The following is a 17677-nucleotide window of genomic DNA, read 5'->3' as shown; positions in this document are numbered from 1 at the left end:
GACCTCACTTTTTGCGGAGGGTGAGCAGCGTGGGCTGCTGCCATGCTATCGTTGCGCGCCGCATCGGAGATGGCCATGGGCTATTGGCTGTTCGTCATCATCGCGACTGGATCGATCCCGCTCGCCGGCGCGATGGCACGTGAGCGCAACAGGTCGTCGAAGACTTGGCTCTGGGCCGCAATAGCCGTCGGCCCCCTGGCGCCGCTGGCGTTGCTGATCCTGGGTGACGCGAAGATTCAGTCGTCCGCCAGTTGAGGCGGTCTTTGCCTGCTGCGGTTCAGCGGCAGACCATTTGCGCATTCCCGGCGGCGTCCCGCGTGCCGGTGCCGAAACATCCGTGCTTCGGCCGATATTTCTGCGCATCGGCGGCGGCGGGCCGCGACTTGATGGCGTCAGGTGCCGCTTCGTTCGCGCCGGCATTGAGGCTGGTGGCCACGAGCCCGATGGCAACGGCCACCGCGATCAACAGTCTCGCTCTCATGATCGATGTCCTCCCGGCAATTCCACTCGTTTGGTCTTCAGGGCGCGACGAAGTGAAGAACGACAGCGGCCATGATGCACAGGCCGATGGAGAGTGCCGCGCCGTAGCGGGGAGAGGGCCATGCCCCGCCGGCTACGAATACGAGCCCGGCAGTCGCGGCTAGCTTGAGGGCGTTCATGATCATCTGCAAAATATGGGCACCTCCAGCAAATGACGATATTCACAAACTCGTAACGAGGCGGCCTCATCATCCTGGAATCGCGTCCGGCCAAAGCGCGATGCGATCGGGATCAATCGTCATCGCGCTTCAGGTCGTTGTTTGCATATGATCCTCTCGGAGAACCGCGTCGCACTTGCGCTGATGCGGCCCCTAGGGTCCGGATCATGCCTTAGTGGCAGGGCCTGCCGCGCATCTGCGCGTAGCGGCTATGGCAGCCGTCGTGCAGCTGCCACCGCTTGGTGATCTTGAGCTTCGGAGCACACTCCGTGATCGGAGCCGCCGATGCCTGCGCCAGCGAGCCGGCGAAGATGGCGAGTGCCAGAGCAAATTTGAGAACCGACTTCATGTCTCCTCCAGAGGTTGTTCAAAATGGCTCGTCTTGTAGCGCTACGGATATAAGCGTTACATATCGTAGCATTAAAAGGCAAGCCCGGATCTGAGAGCATGGACAGGCCGCCCTTCCGCAGGACCCGGGAAACAGAACGCAATTCTTCAAATCGGGGCAGGAGGCAGCCCAACTCCGGGTCATGCCCTAATTAGGACACCCGCAGAAGTAGATTGAGGCAGTTCGGCTTCGTCCGCCAATCCGCCGCAGAGGTGCGCATGACCGACCAAGTGGAAGTAGAGCGCGACTGCCCCGAGTGCGACGCGACGGGCCAGGACCGAAGCATGAAGCCGGTTCGCCTGGGCGAAAAGAACGACTTTCGCCCCTGCCCGAAATGCGGCGGATCGGGGAAAGTGAAAGAGCCGGCCAGCTACAGCGATTGAGTCCGCCTCATTCCTGGATATCCCGGAACCTCCGGAATGTGCATTGTGATCGAGCCGGGTTGAGGATTTGGATGATCGATTTTCGCCCGTTCAATGAAGGCTTCAAGTTCGTCCCTCTTCACCATCAGGGATCCAGGGACGCTCAGGTTCTATTCGGGCGGTTGTAGTCCGGGCGATCTAAGCCACTCGCTCATGTGAGAGCAGGTCTCGGCTTGGCGAGCTTTGCGGATCAGTATTTCGCGCTCATGGCCGTGCGGGAGCTTCTTGGCTTCCTCCCTTAGTCGTTCGGCTTCCTGGGCAAGTCGCTCCTCAAGAGACAGGGTTTGCTTGAACCGGCGTCGCTCCATGGCGGTCCTCCATTTTCTTCGGCCCGTATAATTCTAAAAACGGCCGCGGAGTTCCCTCTGTCCAATTCTGAACGCAATCAAATCCGGCCACTGTGATTTTCAAAACTAGGCCACTGAGGTCGGAAACCGGCCAATACCCAAATCCGCAAAAGAACATATTGCGAACCTAGAACAAATAGGGTACATTGCCTTTATCGACGACCCGCCGCGCCAATCGTTTGTCCCGCACCCGAATCCTCGCCATAAGGAGCACGACCCGATGTCCACCACTGCCCTGCGTATCGTCGAAGGATCTTCCATGGACAAGAGTAAAGCTCTGGCCGCCGCGCTCTCCCAGATCGAGCGCCAGTTCGGCAAGGGCTCGGTGATGAAGCTCGGCAAGAACGACCGCTCGATGGATGTCGAGGCGATCTCCTCGGGCTCGCTGGGGCTTGATATTGCGCTCGGGATCGGCGGCCTGCCGAAGGGGCGCGTCGTGGAAATCTACGGGCCGGAATCCTCGGGCAAGACCACGCTGGCGCTGCACACGGTGGCGGAAGGGCAGAAGAAGGGCGGCATCTGCGCCTTCATCGACGCCGAGCACGCGCTCGACCCGGTCTATGCCCGCAAGCTCGGTGTCAATATCGACGAACTCCTGATCTCCCAGCCCGACACCGGCGAGCAGGCGCTGGAAATCTGCGACACGCTGGTGCGCTCGGGCGCGGTGGACGTGCTGGTGATCGATTCGGTTGCGGCGCTGGTGCCGAAGGCCGAACTCGAGGGCGAGATGGGCGACGCGCTGCCGGGTCTGCAGGCCCGTCTGATGAGCCAGGCGCTGCGCAAGCTCACGGCCTCCATCAACAAGTCCAACACCATGGTGATCTTCATCAACCAGATCCGTATGAAGATCGGTGTGATGTACGGCTCGCCGGAAACCACCACCGGCGGCAATGCGCTGAAGTTCTATGCCTCCATTCGTCTCGACATCCGCCGCATCGGCGCGATCAAGGAGCGCGACGAAGTGGTCGGCAACACCACGCGCGTCAAGGTGGTCAAGAACAAGCTGGCGCCGCCCTTCAAGCAGGTCGAGTTCGACATCATGTACGGCGAGGGCGTCTCCAAGATGGGCGAGATCCTCGATCTCGGCGTCAAGGCCGGCATCGTCGAAAAATCCGGCGCCTGGTTCTCCTACGACAGCCAGCGTCTCGGCCAGGGCCGCGAGAACTCGAAAGCGTTCCTGAAGGCCAACCCTGATATCACCGCCAAGATCGAAACCTCGATCCGCCAGAACTCCGGCCTGATCGCCGAGCAGATTCTCGCCGGCAGCCCCGAGCGTGACGCTGACGGCGAGGAGCCGGGGGACGAGTAAGCCTTAACGCGGAGAGTTTTTCGCGAGGAGCGGGCGCTGAGGATGTTGAGTTGCCGACGTCTTCGGCGCCCGTTTCGTTTTGCGTGGGATGGGGCGCGTCCGCGATGAGGCGTGTGATCCTGACCAGTTCGTCCGGCATTGGTCTTGCCCATGCGAACCGCGCCGATATGGTCGTCCCGCTGATCTTTCGCTTCGTTTCGGGGCCACTTCCGTCGGCTATGCACCTCAATCGCTATCTCCGCGGACGCGATACCTCCGGAGACATTTGCTGGTCTGATTGCGTCCGCCAATTGCCCTATGTCTATCGGGCGGATCGGGAAGATGCATTACTCCGGTTCTGTGAGACTTACGGTGTCGAGCTCATCGAGCTGTGGTTCGATCCTGAACCAAACAGCCAGCTGCAGTTGATCTGGATCCTCGACTACCTGCGTTCTGAGCCGTCCATCACAGCGAGTCTGAGATTGCGATGCGTCGATTTCGAGCTGCGCGGGGCGGATCCGAGGGAGCTTCGTCAGCGCGCTGTGGGAAAGCTGGATATCTCGGACAACGACCTTGAGATCGCCAGTATCGCCTGGGAAGCCTATCGCGCGTCGACGCCCGAGCTTTGTTTCGGATTGCTTGGCAGGCAACTCGGCAGACTGTCCTTCCTGCAACCGGCCTTGGAAGTCCTGTTCGCAGAGCTGCCGTCCCCAACAACGGGGCTAGGCGCAACCGAGCTACAACTCCTCGATCTGATTGCAAGTGGACACAGCCGTACCGCTGAGCTGTTTCGGCCGAATGCGCCCGGCACGCGTGTGTTTGATCAGTGGGAGTTGGGCCCGTTGCTGGAGGGGCTTGCGCTCGGCCCGATGCCGGCGGTCGCGGGACTTGACGGCAAGCTGGCGACACTCGACCCAGACAACGCGCGAGGTCGTAACGCCGCCTTTCGCCGAAGCCGGCTGTCGCTGACCGATTTTGGCAAAGCGGTCCTGGAAGGTCGCGACGATTTCCGCCGCCACAATCCGATCAAACGCTGGTGGGGCGGCACTCACCTGACCAACGAGCGACTCTGGCGGTGGGACCCCGAGACCCGCTCGTTGATCGCTCCGACCTAATGTGAGGGCTGCTGATAGCATTCCTGATTTTCATGTTGTCGTTTGACTGAGAAGGTCACCTTGTCACATTTGATCCTGGCAACGAACGATCGTGCGACAGACACGCTTCGCCAGTCCCTTATTGCGAATGTTGCGGTTGGCTTCTTCCCACGCTTCGTCCGGGGGAAATTGGCCTCCGAGGAGCAGCTCTTGATGGGGCTGGAGCGGCGATCGACGAAACATAGCAATCCAGGCGATCACTGGCTGGACGCCGCCGGTTGCGGTGCGCTGGACGGTTTCGGGACGCGCGATATCGGTTTGTTCGAGCTATGTGCAAAGTTCGACTCGATCGAAATATGGGTTGATACTTTGTCGAACGATCAGCTCGTGCTTGTCTGGCTGCTCGACCTGCTTCGTCCCTACAGGGAGATCACGACGAAGCTGAGCCTCGTGTATGCGGACGACTCTGTTGCGGACTATGCTGCGGAGTCCGTCGCAAAATGGAAGTTGCCGGCCTTCAAGGTCGCCGACAATCACTTGGTGATGGCAAGCCGCGCCTGGCGCGCCTATCGGGCTGAAACGCCAAAACCCTGTTTCGATCTGCTGATGACGGATCTGATGATCTTTCCGAGACTTCGATCGGCGCTCATTGCGGTGTTCGAAGAACTTCCGGACAGCATCACCGGACTCGGTGCCAGCGAAATGGATTTGCTGGACTATGTGAACGACGGGCAGACCGACCCGAGGCGCGTCGAAGAGGCGAGGTGGCTTCGCAATGTACTCGAAGAACACGAAGCGCGTGATGCCTTACTCGAACTGGGGGAGCATTCCGTGGCGCCAATCCTGTTGGGCGATCCGTCGTTCGACAATGAGGACCGCTACTTCGGCAGGAGCGAGTGGAATGTCACGCTCACCGAACTCGGGCGTTCCCTTGTCGCTCGTGAAGATGACATGTAGCGCCACAACCTGATCAAGCGTTGGTGGGGTGGCACTGAACTGACCAACGAGCGACTGTGGCGTTGGGATCGCGAGACGCGCTCGCTGGTGGCGCCTTACATGCGTTCAGTGCCGTAGGGTGGGCAAAGGCGCGCGAGCGCCGTGCCCACCATATCTCAACTCAGACAAAGGTGGTGGGCACGCTTCGCTTTGCCCACCCTACGAAACCTCCGTCGCATCTTACTCCGCAGCCTCCGCATAATCGCTCAACGGCGGGCAGGAGCACACCAGATTGCGGTCGCCATAGACATTGTCGACGCGTCCGACCGGGCACCAGTATTTGTCGGTGCGTGAGGTGCCCGCGGGGAAGCAGCCTTCGGCACGGGTATAGGCGCGCTTCCAATCGTCATCCGCGATGTCGTGCACGGTGTGCGGGGCGTGACGGAGCGGTGACGCCGCGATCTCGAAGCGGCCGGCCTCGACCTCGGCGATTTCTTTCCGGATCGCGATCATGGCATCGCAAAAGCGATCCAGCTCCGCTTTCGATTCCGATTCGGTTGGCTCGATCATGAGCGTGCCCGGCACCGGAAAACTCATGGTGGGCGCGTGGAAGCCGTAATCGATCAGGCGCTTTGCGATGTCGTCGACGGTGACGCCGCTCGTCGTTTTCAGCGGACGGGGATCGACGATGCACTCATGCGCGACGCGTCCCTTGGCGTTCTTGTACAGCACCGGGAAATGCGCATCGAGGCGCGCTGCGATGTAGTTGGCGTTGAGAATCGCGATCTCGGTCGCGCGCTTCAGGCCGTCGCCACCCATCATCAGGATGTAGATGTAGGAGATGGTCAGGATCGACGCCGAGCCGAACGGTGCGGCCGAGACCGGGCCGACTGGCGCATCGGCGTGAGTGCCGGGGTGGCCGGGGAGAAACGGCGCGAGATGCGCCTTGACGCCGATCGGACCCATGCCGGGGCCGCCGCCGCCATGCGGGATGCAGAAGGTCTTGTGCAGATTGAGATGGCTGACATCGGCGCCGTAATCGCCGGGCCTGGAGAGACCGACCTGCGCGTTGAGGTTGGCGCCGTCGAGATACACCTGGCCGCCATGGCCATGGACGATGTCGCAGATATCGCGAATGTGCTCCTCGAACACGCCATGCGTCGAGGGATAGGTGATCATCACGGCTGCGAGATCGTTCGAATGCTTTTCCGCCTTGGCGCGGAGATCGTTGACGTCGACGTCGCCGTTGGCCTCGCAGGCGACCACCACCACCTCCATGCCGACCATCGCGGCCGAGGCCGGGTTGGTGCCGTGGGCGGAGGAGGGGATCAGGCAGATTTTGCGATGCGTCTCTCCGCGCGCGGCGTGATAGCCGCGGATCGCGAGCAGCCCGGCATATTCGCCCTGCGCGCCCGAATTCGGCTGCAGCGAGATCGCGTCATAGCCGGTGATGTCGCACAGCCATTTTTCCAGCCGCGCGAACAGCGCGTAATAGCCCTCCGCCTGCTCGCGCGGGGCGAACGGGTGCAAGGACCCGAATTCCGGCCAGGTCAGCGGCATCATCTCGGTGGTCGCGTTCAGCTTCATGGTGCACGAGCCGAGCGGGATCATGGCGCGGTCGAGCGCGAGGTCGCGATCGCTGAGCTTGCGCATGTAACGCAGCATCTCGGTCTCCGAGCGATGCGCGTGGAACACCGGATGGGTAAGGAAGGGCGTGCCGCGCTTCAACGCTTCCGGCAGCGCCTCGCGCGTGGTCGCGTCGATCTCGGCATAGGCAAGCGTACCGCCGAAGGCGCGCCAGACGGCCTCGACCGTCGCTGGCGTCGTGGTCTCGTCGAGCGCGATGCGGAGCGAGGTCTCACCGATGCCGAGATTGATTGTCGCGGCGGCGGCGCGCGCGACGATCTCGGCGCGCTTGGCACCGGCATCGACGCTGAGCGTGTCGAAGAAGTTCTCGGAACTCAACGCAAAGCCTAGCTTGCGCAAGCCCGCTGCCAGCACGGCGGCGCGGCGATGCACATTGCGCGCGATCTGCGCGAGGCCCTCGGGGCCGTGATAGACGGCGTACATCGAGGCGATCACGGCGAGCAGCACCTGCGCGGTGCAGATGTTGGAGGTCGCCTTCTCGCGGCGGATGTGCTGCTCGCGGGTCTGCAGCGCGAGGCGATAGGCGGGCATCCCGCGCGAATCCACGGAGAGGCCGACGATGCGGCCGGGCAGCGAGCGTTTCAGCGCATCGCGCACCGCCATATAGGCCGCGTGCGGTCCGCCATAGCCCATCGGCACGCCAAAACGCTGCGCCGAGCCGATCGCGATGTCGGCGCCGAGTTCGCCGGGCGAGGCGAGCAGCGTCAACGCCAGCAGATCGGCGGCAACGATCGCCAGCGCGCCCTTGGCCTTGAGCGTTGCGATCGCGGGCCTGAGGTCACGCACCGCGCCCGAAGAGCCCGGATATTGCAGCAGCGCGCCGAGCACGTCACATTTCGCGAGATCGGTGAGGGGATCGCCGACGATCAGGGTCCAGCCGAGCGGCTCGGCGCGGGTGCGCATCACGGCCAGCGTCTGCGGATGCACGTCCTTGTCGACGAAGAAGGCCTTTGCTTCAACCCGCGAGTGCCGCTCCGCGAGCGCCATCGCTTCGGCAGCAGCCGTTGCTTCATCGAGCAGCGAGGCGTTGGCGACGTCGAGCCCGGTGAGGTCGCAGATCATGGTCTGGAAATTAAGCAGCGCCTCCAGCCGGCCCTGGCTGATCTCGGGCTGGTAGGGCGTATAGGCCGTGTACCAGGCCGGGTTTTCCAAAATGTTGCGCTGGATCACCGCGGGCAAAATCGTGCCGGAATAGCCTTGGCCGATCAGCGAGGTGAAGACCTGGTTCTGCGCGGCAAGCTCGGCCATATGCGCGATCGCTTCGGTCTCGCTGAGCGGCTTGCCGAGATCCAGTGGCGTGGTCTGCCGGATCGAGGCCGGCAGCGTCTCCGCCATCAGCGCGTCGACGCTTTTAGCGCCGACGGCCTCGAGCATGGCGGTGACATCGCGCGCGGAGGGGCCGATGTGGCGGCGAACGAAAGTGGCGGCGGTGTCGCCGCTGGATTTACGGTGCGCGGTCATCGCTTGCTCCATCGTCCTTAAGCCGTATGTGCCTTGTACGCGGCTTCATCCATGAGGCCGCCGAGCTCGCTCTTGTCGGCGATCCTGATCTTGAAGAACCAGGCTGCGCCCTGCGCATCCGAATTCACCAGCGCGGGCTCGCTCGCGAGCTCGGGGTTGGTCTCGAGCACCTCGCCGGTCACGGGCGCGTAGACGTCGGAGGCGGCCTTCACCGATTCCACGACGGCCGCGGCTTCCGCCTTCTTCAGGATTCGGCCGAGCTTGGGCAGCTCCACGAACACGACGTCGCCGAGCTGCGACTGCGCGTAGTCGGTGATGCCGACGGTGGCGACGTCGCCGTCGATGGCGAGCCATTCATGGTCGGAGGTGTACAGCGTCGTGGTCATTTGCGATCCTCAGCGTTTGTAGGTGTTTTTCACGAAAGGCATGGCGGCGACGGTGAGCGGCAGAAATTGCCCGCGCACCTCGGCGAAGATTTTTGTGTCGAGCGCGGCGAGAGAGGTGGGTACATAGCCCATCGCGACCGGCGCATTCAGGCTCGGGCCGAAACCGCCCGATGTGACCTTGCCGATCGGCTCGCCGCCCGTGCTATCGGCAAACAGCAGTGCGCCTTCGCGCACGGGCGCACGGCCCTGGGCGAGCAGGCCGACGCGGCGGCGGGCCGCACCGTGATCGAAATGAGCGAGGATATTCTCCGCGCCGGGAAAACCGCCGGCGCGCGCGCCACCGCTGCGGCGGCTCTTTTGCACCGACCATTCCAGCGCGGCTTCGACCGGCGTGGTCACCGTGTCGATGTCGTGGCCGTAGAGACAGAGCCCGGCTTCCAGCCGCAGGCTGTCGCGGGCCCCCAAGCCGATCGGCATCACGTCAGGATTGTCGAGCAGCGTCTTCGCGAGACGCTCGGCGTCGGCCGCGGGGACCGAAATCTCAAAGCCGTCCTCGCCGGTGTAGCCCGATCGCGAAACGAAACAGGCGAGGCCGGCAACCTTGTGCGGACCGGCATCCATGAACTTCATGGCTGATACCTCTGCACATAATTTCGCCAGCGCCGATTCCGCCTTCGGGCCCTGCAGCGCGATCAGCGCGCGGTCGGAGAGCTGCTCGATGACGCAGTCGCCGGAGAGATTCGCGCGCAGATGCGCCTCGTCCTGGTCCTTGCAGGCGGCATTGACGACCAGGAACAAATGATCGCCGAAATTGGCGACCATCAAATCGTCGAGAATGCCGCCATCCGCATTGGTGAACTGGGCGTAGCGCTGGCGGCCCGGTGCAATCGCCACGATGTCCTGCGGCACCAGCCGCTCCAGCGCGCGGGCGGCGTCCTCGACCTTGCCCGACTTCGGCCGGAGCGCGAGTTGGCCCATATGGGAGACGTCGAACAGGCCGGCGGCGTTGCGGGTATGAAGGTGCTCTTTCAGGACGCCGGCCGGGTATTGAACCGGCATGTCATAGCCCGCAAACGGCACCATCTTGCCGCCGAGCGACACGTGCAGCGCGTGGAGCGGGGTCTTTTTCAGGGAATCTTGGTCGTCGCGCGAAAGCATCACAGGGCCCTCGGCGGTTCCCGGGGACAATTCCCCGCGGACACCACCCGAAGCCCCATCTGTCGCTGTGCCTGAGAGTATTATCCCGTCGGCGGACGCTGTCCGGACCTAAGTCCGCCGGCGCCTCTTTCCAGATGCTGTCAAAGCCACGCGGTCCTTTTGCCTGAGAGTTTCCGGGGCGGTTGCTCCTTCGGCGCCGGCTACCCAAAGCCGGTCTCTCCCGACGTGGCCGTACGATACAGATGGGTACAGACCACAGGGCGGCCAAGCCTGTCAACGCGGGCTTTGCGGCTTTCCAAAGGGATTGCAACGGGATTGCGCGCCTGCGGCAACGCTTTGATCTGCTTGCACAGTTTCTGGACAGCGAAGCTGGCCTTGTCTAAAAGCGCTGTGGCCCGCAGATAACAGCTCAAACTCGCGGTTTGGATGGCGTATGGCGGGTCCAAGCACACCCGATTGGATGAACATGAGCGGCGTCAACGAGATCAGGTCGACCTTTCTGAACTTCTTTGCCGAGAACGGCCACGAGATCGTGTCGTCCTCGCCATTGGTGCCGCGCAACGACCCGACATTGATGTTCACCAATGCCGGCATGGTGCAGTTCAAGAACGTCTTCACCGGGGTCGAGAAGCGGCCGTATCAGCGCGCCACCACGTCGCAGAAATGCGTGCGCGCCGGCGGCAAGCACAACGACCTCGACAACGTCGGCTACACCGCGCGCCATCTCACCTTCTTCGAAATGCTCGGCAACTTCTCGTTCGGCGACTATTTCAAGGAGCGCGCGATTGAGCTTGCCTGGAAGCTGATCACCAAAGAGTACGGGCTGAAGAAAGACAAGCTGCTCGTCACCGTCTATCACACCGACGACGAGGCGGCCGGGCTCTGGAAGAAGATCGCCGGCTTCTCCGACGACCGCATCATCCGCATCCCGACCTCGGACAATTTCTGGGCGATGGGCGACACCGGCCCGTGCGGCCCGTGCTCGGAGATTTTCATCGATCGCGGCGATCACATCTGGGGCGGACCTCCGGGCTCACCGGAAGAGGACGGCGACCGCTTCCTCGAATTCTGGAATCTCGTGTTCATGCAATACGAGCAGGTGACGAAGGAGGAGCGCGTGGATCTGCCGCGTCCCTCGATCGACACCGGCATGGGCCTCGAGCGCATGGCCAGCGTCATGCAGGGCGTCGACAGCGTGTTCGAGACCGATCTGTTCCGTCATCTGATCGATGCGACCGCGTCCGCACTCGGTAGCGGGCCGGATGAGCAGACCGTGGCCTCGTTCCGCGTCATCGCCGACCATCTGCGTTCCTCGGCCTTCCTGGTCGCGGATGGCGTGCTGCCCTCGAACGAGGGCCGCGGCTACGTGCTGCGCCGGATCATGCGCCGCGCGATGCGCCATGCGCAGCTGCTCGGGGCCAAGGAGCCGCTGATGCATCGCCTCGTGTGGGCGCTGGTGCGCGAGATGGGCCAGGCCTACCCGGATTTGATGCGTGCGGAGAATTTGATCGAGGAAACGCTGCGGCTGGAAGAGACACGTTTTCGCAAGACGCTGGTGCGCGGCCTCTCTATCCTCGACGAGAAGAGCGCGTCCTTGAAGAAGGGCGACATGTTCGACGGCGATGTCGCCTTCACGCTGTACGACACCTACGGCTTCCCGCTGGACCTGACGCAGGACGCGCTGAAGTCGCGCGGCATCGGCGTCGATCAGGCCTCGTTCACCGACGCAATGGAGCGCCAGAAGGCCAAGGCGCGCGAATCCTGGAAGGGCTCTGGCGAAGCTGCCTCCGAAGCGATCTGGTTCCCGCTGCGTGAGAAGCTCGGGGCCACTGAATTTTTGGGCTACGAGACCGAGAGCGCCGAGGGCGTGGTGACCGCGCTGGTGAAGGACGGCAAGGAAGCCCCCAGCCTCAAGGCCGGCGAGCTGGGGGCGATCGTGCTGAACCAGACGCCGTTCTACGCGGAGTCCGGCGGCCAGGTCGGCGACACCGGCGTGTTGCTAGGGGAGGGCGGCATCAAATTCCGCGTCACCGACACCCAGAAGAAGCTCGGTGATTTCTTCGTTCACGTCGGCAACGTGGAGAGCGGCGAGCTGAAGCTCGGCACCGCGCTGCAGCTCGAGGTCGATCATTCGCGGCGCTCCTCGATCCGCGCGCATCATTCGGCGACGCATCTCATTCACGAGGCGCTGCGCCAGGTGCTCGGCGATCACATCGCCCAGCGCGGCTCGATGGTCGCGCCCGACCGTCTGCGCTTCGACTTCGTGCATCAGAAGCCGATCACGCCGGAAGAGCTTGCCCGCGTCGAGGACATCGCCAACAACGTGGTGCTGGAGAACGACGAGGTCACGACGCGCGTGATGGGCGTCGATGAAGCCCGTGAGGCCGGGGCGCGTGCGCTGTTCGGCGAGAAATACGGCGACGAGGTCCGCGTCGTTTCGATGGGCCGCACCGCGCGTGAGCGCGGCACCAACGCGCTCGGCTGGTCGGTCGAGCTCTGCGGCGGCACGCATGTGAGGCGCACCGGCGACATCGGCCTGATCACGCTGACCGGCGAGAGCGCGGTCGCCTCGGGCGTCCGCCGCATCGAGGCGCTGACCGGGAACTACGCGCGAAAACACGCCAACGAGACCATGGCGCTGGCGAAGACTGCGGCCCATGAGCTTCGCACCTCCATCGACGACGTCCCCGCGCGCATCACCGCGCTGATGGACGAGCGCAAGAAGCTCGAGCGCGAACTCTCCGACGCCCGCAAGAAGCTCGCGATGGGCGGCGGTGCCGCGGCCAGCAATGGCGCGGCCACCGGCCTGCGCGAAATCGGCGACGTCAAGCTGATGGCGCGCGCGGTCGAAGGCATCGAGATGAAGGATCTCAAGAGCCTCGCGGATGACGGCAAGAAGCAGATCGGCTCCGGCGTCGTCGCCATCGTCGGCGTCACCGAGGATGGCAAAGCCGGCGTCGTGGTCGGCGTCACCGCGGACCTGACCGCGCGCTTCAACGCGGTCAATCTGGTCAAGATCGCCTCCGAAGCGCTCGGCGGCAAGGGCGGCGGCGGCCGTCCCGACATGGCGCAGGCCGGCGGCCCCGATGGCGCCAAGGCGGCCGACGCGCTCGCGGCGATCGAAAAAGCGATGGGGGCTGCGTAAACGGCCGTGGGCCTCGTTCCGCGAGGGCGTGGCTCAGCCGATCCCGATCTGAGGGATCGCCTCTACGAATTGCTGGAGCACGATCCGCTGGCCTATTCGGTCGGATCGCGCTTCATCCAGCTGATCATCGGCGTCATCGTGCTCAACGTCGCCGCGATGATTTTGGCTTCTGTGCCGGAGCTGGATGCGCAGTTCGGCACGCTGTTCGCCGCGATTACCATCCTGTCCGTGATCGTGTTCGCGCTGGAATATGCCGCGCGTCTGTGGACGGTCGCGGGACACACGCCGCGCAAGGGCACGGCGCTCGCCGACCGGCTCGGTTATGCCTTCTCCGCGCTCGGCATCATCGACCTCCTGGCGTTTTTGCCCGCCGCGATCGTGCTTGCCACGGGCCGGCATGCGACGCTCGCGGCGCTCGGCGTGCTGCCGTTCTTCAAGCTGATACGTTACTCGCCGGCGATGCGCTCGTTGCTCGCCGCCGTGCATGCCGAGCGGCGGGCGCTGATCGGCTGCATCGTCATCCTGTTTGGCGTGGTTCTTACGTTTGCCTCGCTGCTCTACGCCATCGAGCGCGACGTGCAGCCGAGCAAGCTCGGCACCATTCCGGATGCGATGTGGTGGGCGATCGTGACGCTCGGCACCGTCGGCTATGGCGACGTGGTACCGGTGACGCCGCTCGGCAAGTTCGTCTCGGTGTTCGCGATCATCTCGGGCTTTGCCATGATCGCACTGCCGGTCGCGATCATCTCCACGGCGTTCGCGGAAGAGGTGAGGCGGCGCGACTTCGTGGTGACCTGGGGCATGCTGGCGCGGGTGCCGCTGTTCTCGCATCTCACGGCCGCCGAGATCGCCGACATCATGCGGCTCTTGCGCGCGCGCACCATCGAGCAAGGCGAGATCCTGGTTCGTCGTGGCGATGCGGCCTCGTCGATGTATTTCATCACCGCCGGCGAAGTCGAGATCGCGCTGCCGAGCCAGCAGGTGCGGCTCACCGACGGCACCTTCTTCGGCGAGATCGCGCTGCTGCATAAAACAAAACGCAGCGGCACGGTGACGGCGATGCGCAAGACCCGGCTGTTGCTGCTCGACGCCCAGGATTTTCACGCTTTGATCGAACGCATGCCGACGCTGGCCGCCCACGTCCACGAGACCGCGAAAGCGCGGCTGGAGGAGACGGGCGACCTTGCGGCGGCAGAGCTGGCACAGGCGGAGAAAGAGGGTACCGACCGCTGAGCGGTCAGCCCTTCTTCAGGAAAACATATTCGGCTGAGTAGGGCGCGCTTTTGAACTCGCCGGCCTTGTCGCAAGAACCGTCGAGCTTGCCGCCATGGGTGTTGATGCGCTGGACGGTGGTGACAGGCGTCAGGATACCGCTGCCGCGGCGGGAGGCGACCTCGAGCTTCAACCAGGCGATATCGGCAGCCGTCGCGCCCGGCGCATTGCCGATGGCCTTGCCGACCACCACGCTGCTGTCGGCGAGCTCCCAGCTCGGGCCGGCATAGTGGCGGCCGATGGTCTTGCCCTCGGAAAGAAGCGTCGCGATCGGCTCGCGGAAGCTCCATGCGAGCTTGCCGTCGGCAGCCGCCTTGCACTCATAGACCTGCGCGCCCTCGGCGTGGACGCTGAGGACGACGGTCTCGCCGGGTGCGGCGATGGCCTCGGGGAGGGTCTCCGCGGCGGTGGCCGGTCCGATCAGGGCTGCGAGCAGCAGGGCGGGGGCAGCAAGCTTGATGAACATGGTGGTCTCCGCAAAATGGTCTCAAAAAAAGAACGGACCGCGCTGGAGGCGCGGCCCGTGATGATGTCTGGCCCAACCGGGCGAAATTGCGGACGGCTTACGCCGGTAGCGTTACGCCTGTAGCGTTACGCCGCCAACGCTTTCGTGAGGTTCTCCGAGACCTTGTCGAGGAAGCCGGTGGTCGAGAGCCAGCGCTGGTCGGCGCCGACCAGAAGCGCGAGGTCCTTGGTCATGTAGCCTTCCTCGACGGTGTCGACGCAGACCTTCTCCAGGGTGTTCGCGAACTTGGCGAGCTCGGCATTGTTGTCGAGCTTGGCGCGGTGCGACAGGCCGCGGGTCCAGGCGAAGATCGACGCGATCGAGTTGGTCGAGGTCTCCTTGCCCTTCTGGTGCTCGCGGTAGTGGCGGGTCACGGTGCCGTGGGCGGCTTCGGCTTCCACGGTCTTGCCGTCGGGCGTGAGCAGCACCGAGGTCATCAGGCCGAGCGAGCCGTAGCCCTGCGCGACGGTGTCGGACTGCACGTCGCCGTCGTAGTTCTTGCAGGCCCAGACATAGCCGCCGGACCATTTCAGAGCCGAAGCCACCATGTCGTCGATCAGGCGGTGCTCGTAGGTCAGGCCCTTGGCGTCGAATTCCTTCTTGAACTCGCGCTCGTAGACGTCCTGGAAGATGTCCTTGAAGCGGCCGTCATAGACCTTGAGAATGGTGTTCTTGGTCGAGAGATAGACCGGGTAGTTGCGCAGCAGGCCGTAGTTCAGCGAGGCGCGCGCGAAGTCGATGATGGAATCGTCGAGATTGTACATCTGCATGGCGACGCCGGCGCCGGGCGTCTTGAACACTTCCTTCTCGATCACGGTGCCGTCCTCGCCGACGAACTTCATCGTCAGCGTGCCCTTGCCGGGGAACTTGATGTCGGTGGCGCGGTACTGGTCGCCATAGGCGTGGCGGCCGATGATGATCGGCTTGGTCCAGCCGGGAACCAGGCGGGGCACGTTCTTGCAGATGATCGGCTCGCGGAAGATGCAGCCGCCGAGGATGTTGCGGATGGTGCCGTTCGGCGACTTCCACATCTGCTTGAGGTTGAACTCCTTCACCCGGGCCTCGTCCGGAGTGATGGTGGCGCACTTGACGCCGACGCCGACCTTCTTGATGGCTTCGGCGGCGTCGATCGTGACCTGATCGTTGGTCTGGTCGCGGTATTCCATGCCCAGGTCGAAATAGAGCAGCTCGACATCGAGGTAGGGGGTGATCAGCTTGTCCTTGATGTACTGCCAGATGATCCGGGTCATCTCGTCGCCATCGAGTTCGACGACGGGATTGGATACCTTGATTTTTGCCATGATCGGAGAAGCCTCTTGGGAACGGCGCCCGGGGGCGCAAACGGGAATATAAGCGGCGTCATAGCACCTGACCGCGGCGGGCGAAAGCCAAGTGATTATGCACTTTTAGCTCATCCAGCTTCCACAGATGAGGGGCCGGGTGGCGTCTCGCCGCCGGGGCGGGGCTGAAGTTTCGGGCGAGATTCAAAAGTCGAATCCAACCCGTTATTTCCCTTGAGAATTTCGTCAGGACAGGCAAACGACAGGCGAACGGGGCCGAGCCGGCTGGCGGCCGGCTTGAATCAATTCCTAAGACGGCCTCTGCAAGGCCTTGAGAACCAGCGTGAAAGCGAAACCAGATGTCGGGGACTGACAAGACCAAGGCGGGCCTTTCCCTGGACGGTCCCATCGTGATCCTGGTCGAGCCGCAGCTTGGCGAAAACATCGGCATGTGCGCGCGCGCCATGGGTAATTTTGCGCTTGGCGCCTTGCGCATCGTCAATCCCCGCGACGGCTGGCCCAACATCGCGGCACAGCGGGCCGCGGCCGGCGCCGACCACATTCTGGAAAAGGTCGAATTGTTCGACACGGTCGAGCAGGCGGTCGCCGATATCGACCTGCTATTCGCCACCACTGCGCGCCCTCATGACCAGGCCAAGCCCGTGGTCGGGCCGGAAGCCGCAGCCAGTGAGATCGCGGGGCACGTCGCGGCCGGCGGCAGGTGCGGCATCCTATTCGGCCGTGAACGCTGGGGCCTGACCAACGAGGAGGTCGGGCTCTCCAACCGCATCATCACCTTCCCGGTCAATCCGGGCTTTGCCTCGCTCAACCTCGCCCAGGCCGTGCTGCTGGTCGGCTACGAATGGTTCAAGCGCGCAACCTCGGGCGAGCTGCCGCACGCCATGCCGGAGCGTTCCGAGCGCGCCTCGCAGCACCAGATCCAGGCCTTTTTCGACAACCTCATCCGCGAGCTCGACCGGGTCGAATTTTTGCGCCCGGCCGAGAAGCGCGCCACCATGCTGGTCAACCTGCGCAACATTTTCAGCCGGATGGAGCCGACCAAGCAGGACATGCACACCCTGCACGGAGTGGTGATGGCGATCGCGGAAGGGCGCAAGGGCCCGGCGAAGGGCGGCGTGCTCGACGGTGAGCAGGCCACCCGCCTGCGCGCGTTACTCGCCGAGCACGGGCAGGGCGGCGGGGTGCCCGACAGCGGCTCGACCGTGCGCGGCCTCGCGCGCCTCCTCCGCCGCAACCCGACCGATGCCGAGCGCCTGATGTGGCAGGCGCTGACGCGTGATCGCCGTTTCGCAGGAGGGTTCAAGCGCCAGACCCCCGTGGGGCGGCACATTCCGGATTTCGTCTCGTTCCCGCACCGGATCGCGATCGAGCTGGTCAACCCGGGCGAGGGCGAGACCATCGCGGCGGATCGCGCGGGCCGACGGTCATGGCTCGAGGCACGGGATTATCGGGTGATCGAGATGCGCGCGGCGGACGTGGAGCGGGATCTGGAGGCGGAGCTGGTGCGGCTGCAGGGGATGATCGCGGAGTCGAAGTGAACTCGTAGGCGGCTGGATATCCAGATTGGCGAAATTGTCACAACCGACGGCTGTGCAGCCGGATTTGCGGTTGCTATAACGTCCCGGCAGA

The 17677-nt window shown here is 63.8% G+C and carries 16 protein-coding genes and 1 riboswitch; of the genes, 8 read left to right on the top strand and 8 right to left on the bottom strand.

Features of this window, described 5'->3' with window-relative positions:
* The first annotated feature begins 42 nt into the window (after nucleotides 1-42).
* Nucleotides 43-255 carry a hypothetical protein gene (locus tag IVB29_RS29535; RefSeq protein ID WP_247506897.1) on the top strand — a complete coding sequence of 71 codons (213 nt, stop codon included), beginning with the start codon at nucleotides 43-45 and terminating at the stop codon, nucleotides 253-255.
* Nucleotides 256-277: 22 nt separating this feature from the next.
* Here IVB29_RS29535 and IVB29_RS29530 read toward each other — a convergent pair whose 3' ends face one another.
* Nucleotides 278-481 carry a hypothetical protein gene (locus IVB29_RS29530; RefSeq protein ID WP_247506896.1) on the bottom strand — a complete coding sequence of 68 codons (204 nt, stop codon included), beginning with the start codon at nucleotides 479-481 and terminating at the stop codon, nucleotides 278-280.
* Nucleotides 482-870: 389 nt separating this feature from the next.
* Nucleotides 871-1047: a hypothetical protein gene (locus IVB29_RS29525; protein ID WP_177196107.1), complete on the bottom strand. Its 177-nt coding sequence runs from the start codon at nucleotides 1045-1047 to the stop codon at nucleotides 871-873.
* Between the two features lie 257 nt (nucleotides 1048-1304).
* Between IVB29_RS29525 and IVB29_RS29520 the strand changes: the two genes are divergently transcribed.
* Nucleotides 1305-1469 (top strand): hypothetical protein, encoded by a 165-nt coding sequence (locus IVB29_RS29520; RefSeq protein WP_247506895.1) that lies wholly within the window; start codon nucleotides 1305-1307, stop codon nucleotides 1467-1469.
* 149 nt (nucleotides 1470-1618) lie between these two features.
* On the opposite strand, the gene IVB29_RS29515 is transcribed toward IVB29_RS29520, so the two are convergent.
* On the bottom strand, nucleotides 1619-1816 hold the full coding sequence (locus IVB29_RS29515; protein ID WP_247506894.1) for a hypothetical protein: 198 nt from the start codon (nucleotides 1814-1816) through the stop codon (nucleotides 1619-1621).
* Between the two features lie 259 nt (nucleotides 1817-2075).
* On the opposite strand from IVB29_RS29515, the gene recA reads away from it, so the two are divergent.
* The 3 genes from recA to IVB29_RS29500 all read left to right on the top strand — a co-directional run bounded on the left by recA (nucleotide 2076) and on the right by IVB29_RS29500 (nucleotide 5194).
* Nucleotides 2076-3164: a recombinase RecA gene (gene recA, locus IVB29_RS29510; RefSeq protein WP_092028156.1), complete on the top strand. Its 1089-nt coding sequence runs from the start codon at nucleotides 2076-2078 to the stop codon at nucleotides 3162-3164.
* A 104-nt stretch (nucleotides 3165-3268) separates the two neighbouring features.
* A complete protein-coding gene (locus IVB29_RS29505; protein ID WP_247506893.1) occupies nucleotides 3269-4258 on the top strand; it encodes a hypothetical protein in 990 nt (329 codons plus the stop codon).
* Nucleotides 4259-4318: 60 nt separating this feature from the next.
* A complete protein-coding gene (locus IVB29_RS29500; protein WP_247506892.1) occupies nucleotides 4319-5194 on the top strand; it encodes a hypothetical protein in 876 nt (291 codons plus the stop codon).
* Nucleotides 5195-5413: 219 nt separating this feature from the next.
* On the opposite strand, the gene gcvP is transcribed toward IVB29_RS29500, so the two are convergent.
* From gcvP to gcvT, 3 genes are read right to left on the bottom strand one after another with little or no spacing between them, the layout of a single operon-like run.
* Nucleotides 5414-8281, bottom strand: coding sequence for an aminomethyl-transferring glycine dehydrogenase (gene gcvP / locus IVB29_RS29495; RefSeq protein ID WP_247506891.1), 2868 nt, complete (start codon nucleotides 8279-8281; stop codon nucleotides 5414-5416).
* A 17-nt stretch (nucleotides 8282-8298) separates the two neighbouring features.
* Nucleotides 8299-8667: a glycine cleavage system protein GcvH gene (gene gcvH, locus IVB29_RS29490; protein WP_247506890.1), complete on the bottom strand. Its 369-nt coding sequence runs from the start codon at nucleotides 8665-8667 to the stop codon at nucleotides 8299-8301.
* A 9-nt stretch (nucleotides 8668-8676) separates the two neighbouring features.
* Nucleotides 8677-9825 (bottom strand): glycine cleavage system aminomethyltransferase GcvT, encoded by a 1149-nt coding sequence (gcvT, locus tag IVB29_RS29485; RefSeq protein WP_247506889.1) that lies wholly within the window; start codon nucleotides 9823-9825, stop codon nucleotides 8677-8679.
* 142 nt (nucleotides 9826-9967) lie between these two features.
* Nucleotides 9968-10058: riboswitch (glycine riboswitch) on the bottom strand.
* Nucleotides 10059-10291: 233 nt separating this feature from the next.
* On the opposite strand from gcvT, the gene alaS reads away from it, so the two are divergent.
* Nucleotides 10292-12970, top strand: a complete 2679-nt coding sequence (gene alaS, locus IVB29_RS29480; protein WP_247506888.1) for an alanine--tRNA ligase — start codon at nucleotides 10292-10294, stop codon at nucleotides 12968-12970.
* Nucleotides 12971-12976: 6 nt separating this feature from the next.
* The gene (locus tag IVB29_RS29475; RefSeq protein WP_247506887.1) at nucleotides 12977-14203 is read left to right on the top strand and encodes a cyclic nucleotide-gated ion channel; all 1227 of its coding nucleotides are present in this window, start codon (nucleotides 12977-12979) and stop codon (nucleotides 14201-14203) included.
* A 4-nt stretch (nucleotides 14204-14207) separates the two neighbouring features.
* On the opposite strand, the gene IVB29_RS29470 is transcribed toward IVB29_RS29475, so the two are convergent.
* Both IVB29_RS29470 and IVB29_RS29465 read right to left on the bottom strand, forming a co-directional pair.
* Nucleotides 14208-14708: a DUF3455 domain-containing protein gene (locus tag IVB29_RS29470; protein WP_247506886.1), complete on the bottom strand. Its 501-nt coding sequence runs from the start codon at nucleotides 14706-14708 to the stop codon at nucleotides 14208-14210.
* A 125-nt stretch (nucleotides 14709-14833) separates the two neighbouring features.
* Nucleotides 14834-16048 (bottom strand): NADP-dependent isocitrate dehydrogenase, encoded by a 1215-nt coding sequence (locus IVB29_RS29465; protein ID WP_247506885.1) that lies wholly within the window; start codon nucleotides 16046-16048, stop codon nucleotides 14834-14836.
* A gap of 338 nt (nucleotides 16049-16386) precedes the next feature.
* Between IVB29_RS29465 and IVB29_RS29460 the strand changes: the two genes are divergently transcribed.
* Nucleotides 16387-17586: a TrmJ/YjtD family RNA methyltransferase gene (locus IVB29_RS29460; RefSeq protein ID WP_247506884.1), complete on the top strand. Its 1200-nt coding sequence runs from the start codon at nucleotides 16387-16389 to the stop codon at nucleotides 17584-17586.
* Nucleotides 17587-17677: the final 91 nt, after the last annotated feature.

Source organism: Bradyrhizobium sp. 1 (assembly GCF_023073315.1).
Classification (GTDB): domain Bacteria; phylum Pseudomonadota; class Alphaproteobacteria; order Rhizobiales; family Xanthobacteraceae; genus Bradyrhizobium.
Note: the sequence above shows the minus strand (reverse complement) of the source record. Positions and strands in the feature narration are given on the sequence as shown.

What these genes read in the sequence shown, in the direction of transcription:
- IVB29_RS29535 (WP_247506897.1), top strand. Translation starts at nt 43, where the DNA reads ATGCTATCGTTGCGCGCCGCATCGGAGATGGCCATGGGCTATTGGCTG.
- IVB29_RS29530 (WP_247506896.1), bottom strand. Translation starts at nt 481, where the DNA reads ATGAGAGCGAGACTGTTGATCGCGGTGGCCGTTGCCATCGGGCTCGTG.
- IVB29_RS29525 (WP_177196107.1), bottom strand. Translation starts at nt 1,047, where the DNA reads ATGAAGTCGGTTCTCAAATTTGCTCTGGCACTCGCCATCTTCGCCGGC.
- IVB29_RS29520 (WP_247506895.1), top strand. Translation starts at nt 1,305, where the DNA reads ATGACCGACCAAGTGGAAGTAGAGCGCGACTGCCCCGAGTGCGACGCG.
- IVB29_RS29515 (WP_247506894.1), bottom strand. Translation starts at nt 1,816, where the DNA reads ATGGAGCGACGCCGGTTCAAGCAAACCCTGTCTCTTGAGGAGCGACTT.
- recA (WP_092028156.1), top strand. Translation starts at nt 2,076, where the DNA reads ATGTCCACCACTGCCCTGCGTATCGTCGAAGGATCTTCCATGGACAAG.
- IVB29_RS29505 (WP_247506893.1), top strand. Translation starts at nt 3,269, where the DNA reads ATGAGGCGTGTGATCCTGACCAGTTCGTCCGGCATTGGTCTTGCCCAT.
- gcvP (WP_247506891.1), bottom strand. Translation starts at nt 8,281, where the DNA reads ATGACCGCGCACCGTAAATCCAGCGGCGACACCGCCGCCACTTTCGTT.
- gcvH (WP_247506890.1), bottom strand. Translation starts at nt 8,667, where the DNA reads ATGACCACGACGCTGTACACCTCCGACCATGAATGGCTCGCCATCGAC.
- gcvT (WP_247506889.1), bottom strand. Translation starts at nt 9,825, where the DNA reads ATGCTTTCGCGCGACGACCAAGATTCCCTGAAAAAGACCCCGCTCCAC.
- alaS (WP_247506888.1), top strand. Translation starts at nt 10,292, where the DNA reads ATGAGCGGCGTCAACGAGATCAGGTCGACCTTTCTGAACTTCTTTGCC.
- IVB29_RS29470 (WP_247506886.1), bottom strand. Translation starts at nt 14,708, where the DNA reads ATGTTCATCAAGCTTGCTGCCCCCGCCCTGCTGCTCGCAGCCCTGATC.
- IVB29_RS29465 (WP_247506885.1), bottom strand. Translation starts at nt 16,048, where the DNA reads ATGGCAAAAATCAAGGTATCCAATCCCGTCGTCGAACTCGATGGCGAC.
- IVB29_RS29460 (WP_247506884.1), top strand. Translation starts at nt 16,387, where the DNA reads ATGTCGGGGACTGACAAGACCAAGGCGGGCCTTTCCCTGGACGGTCCC.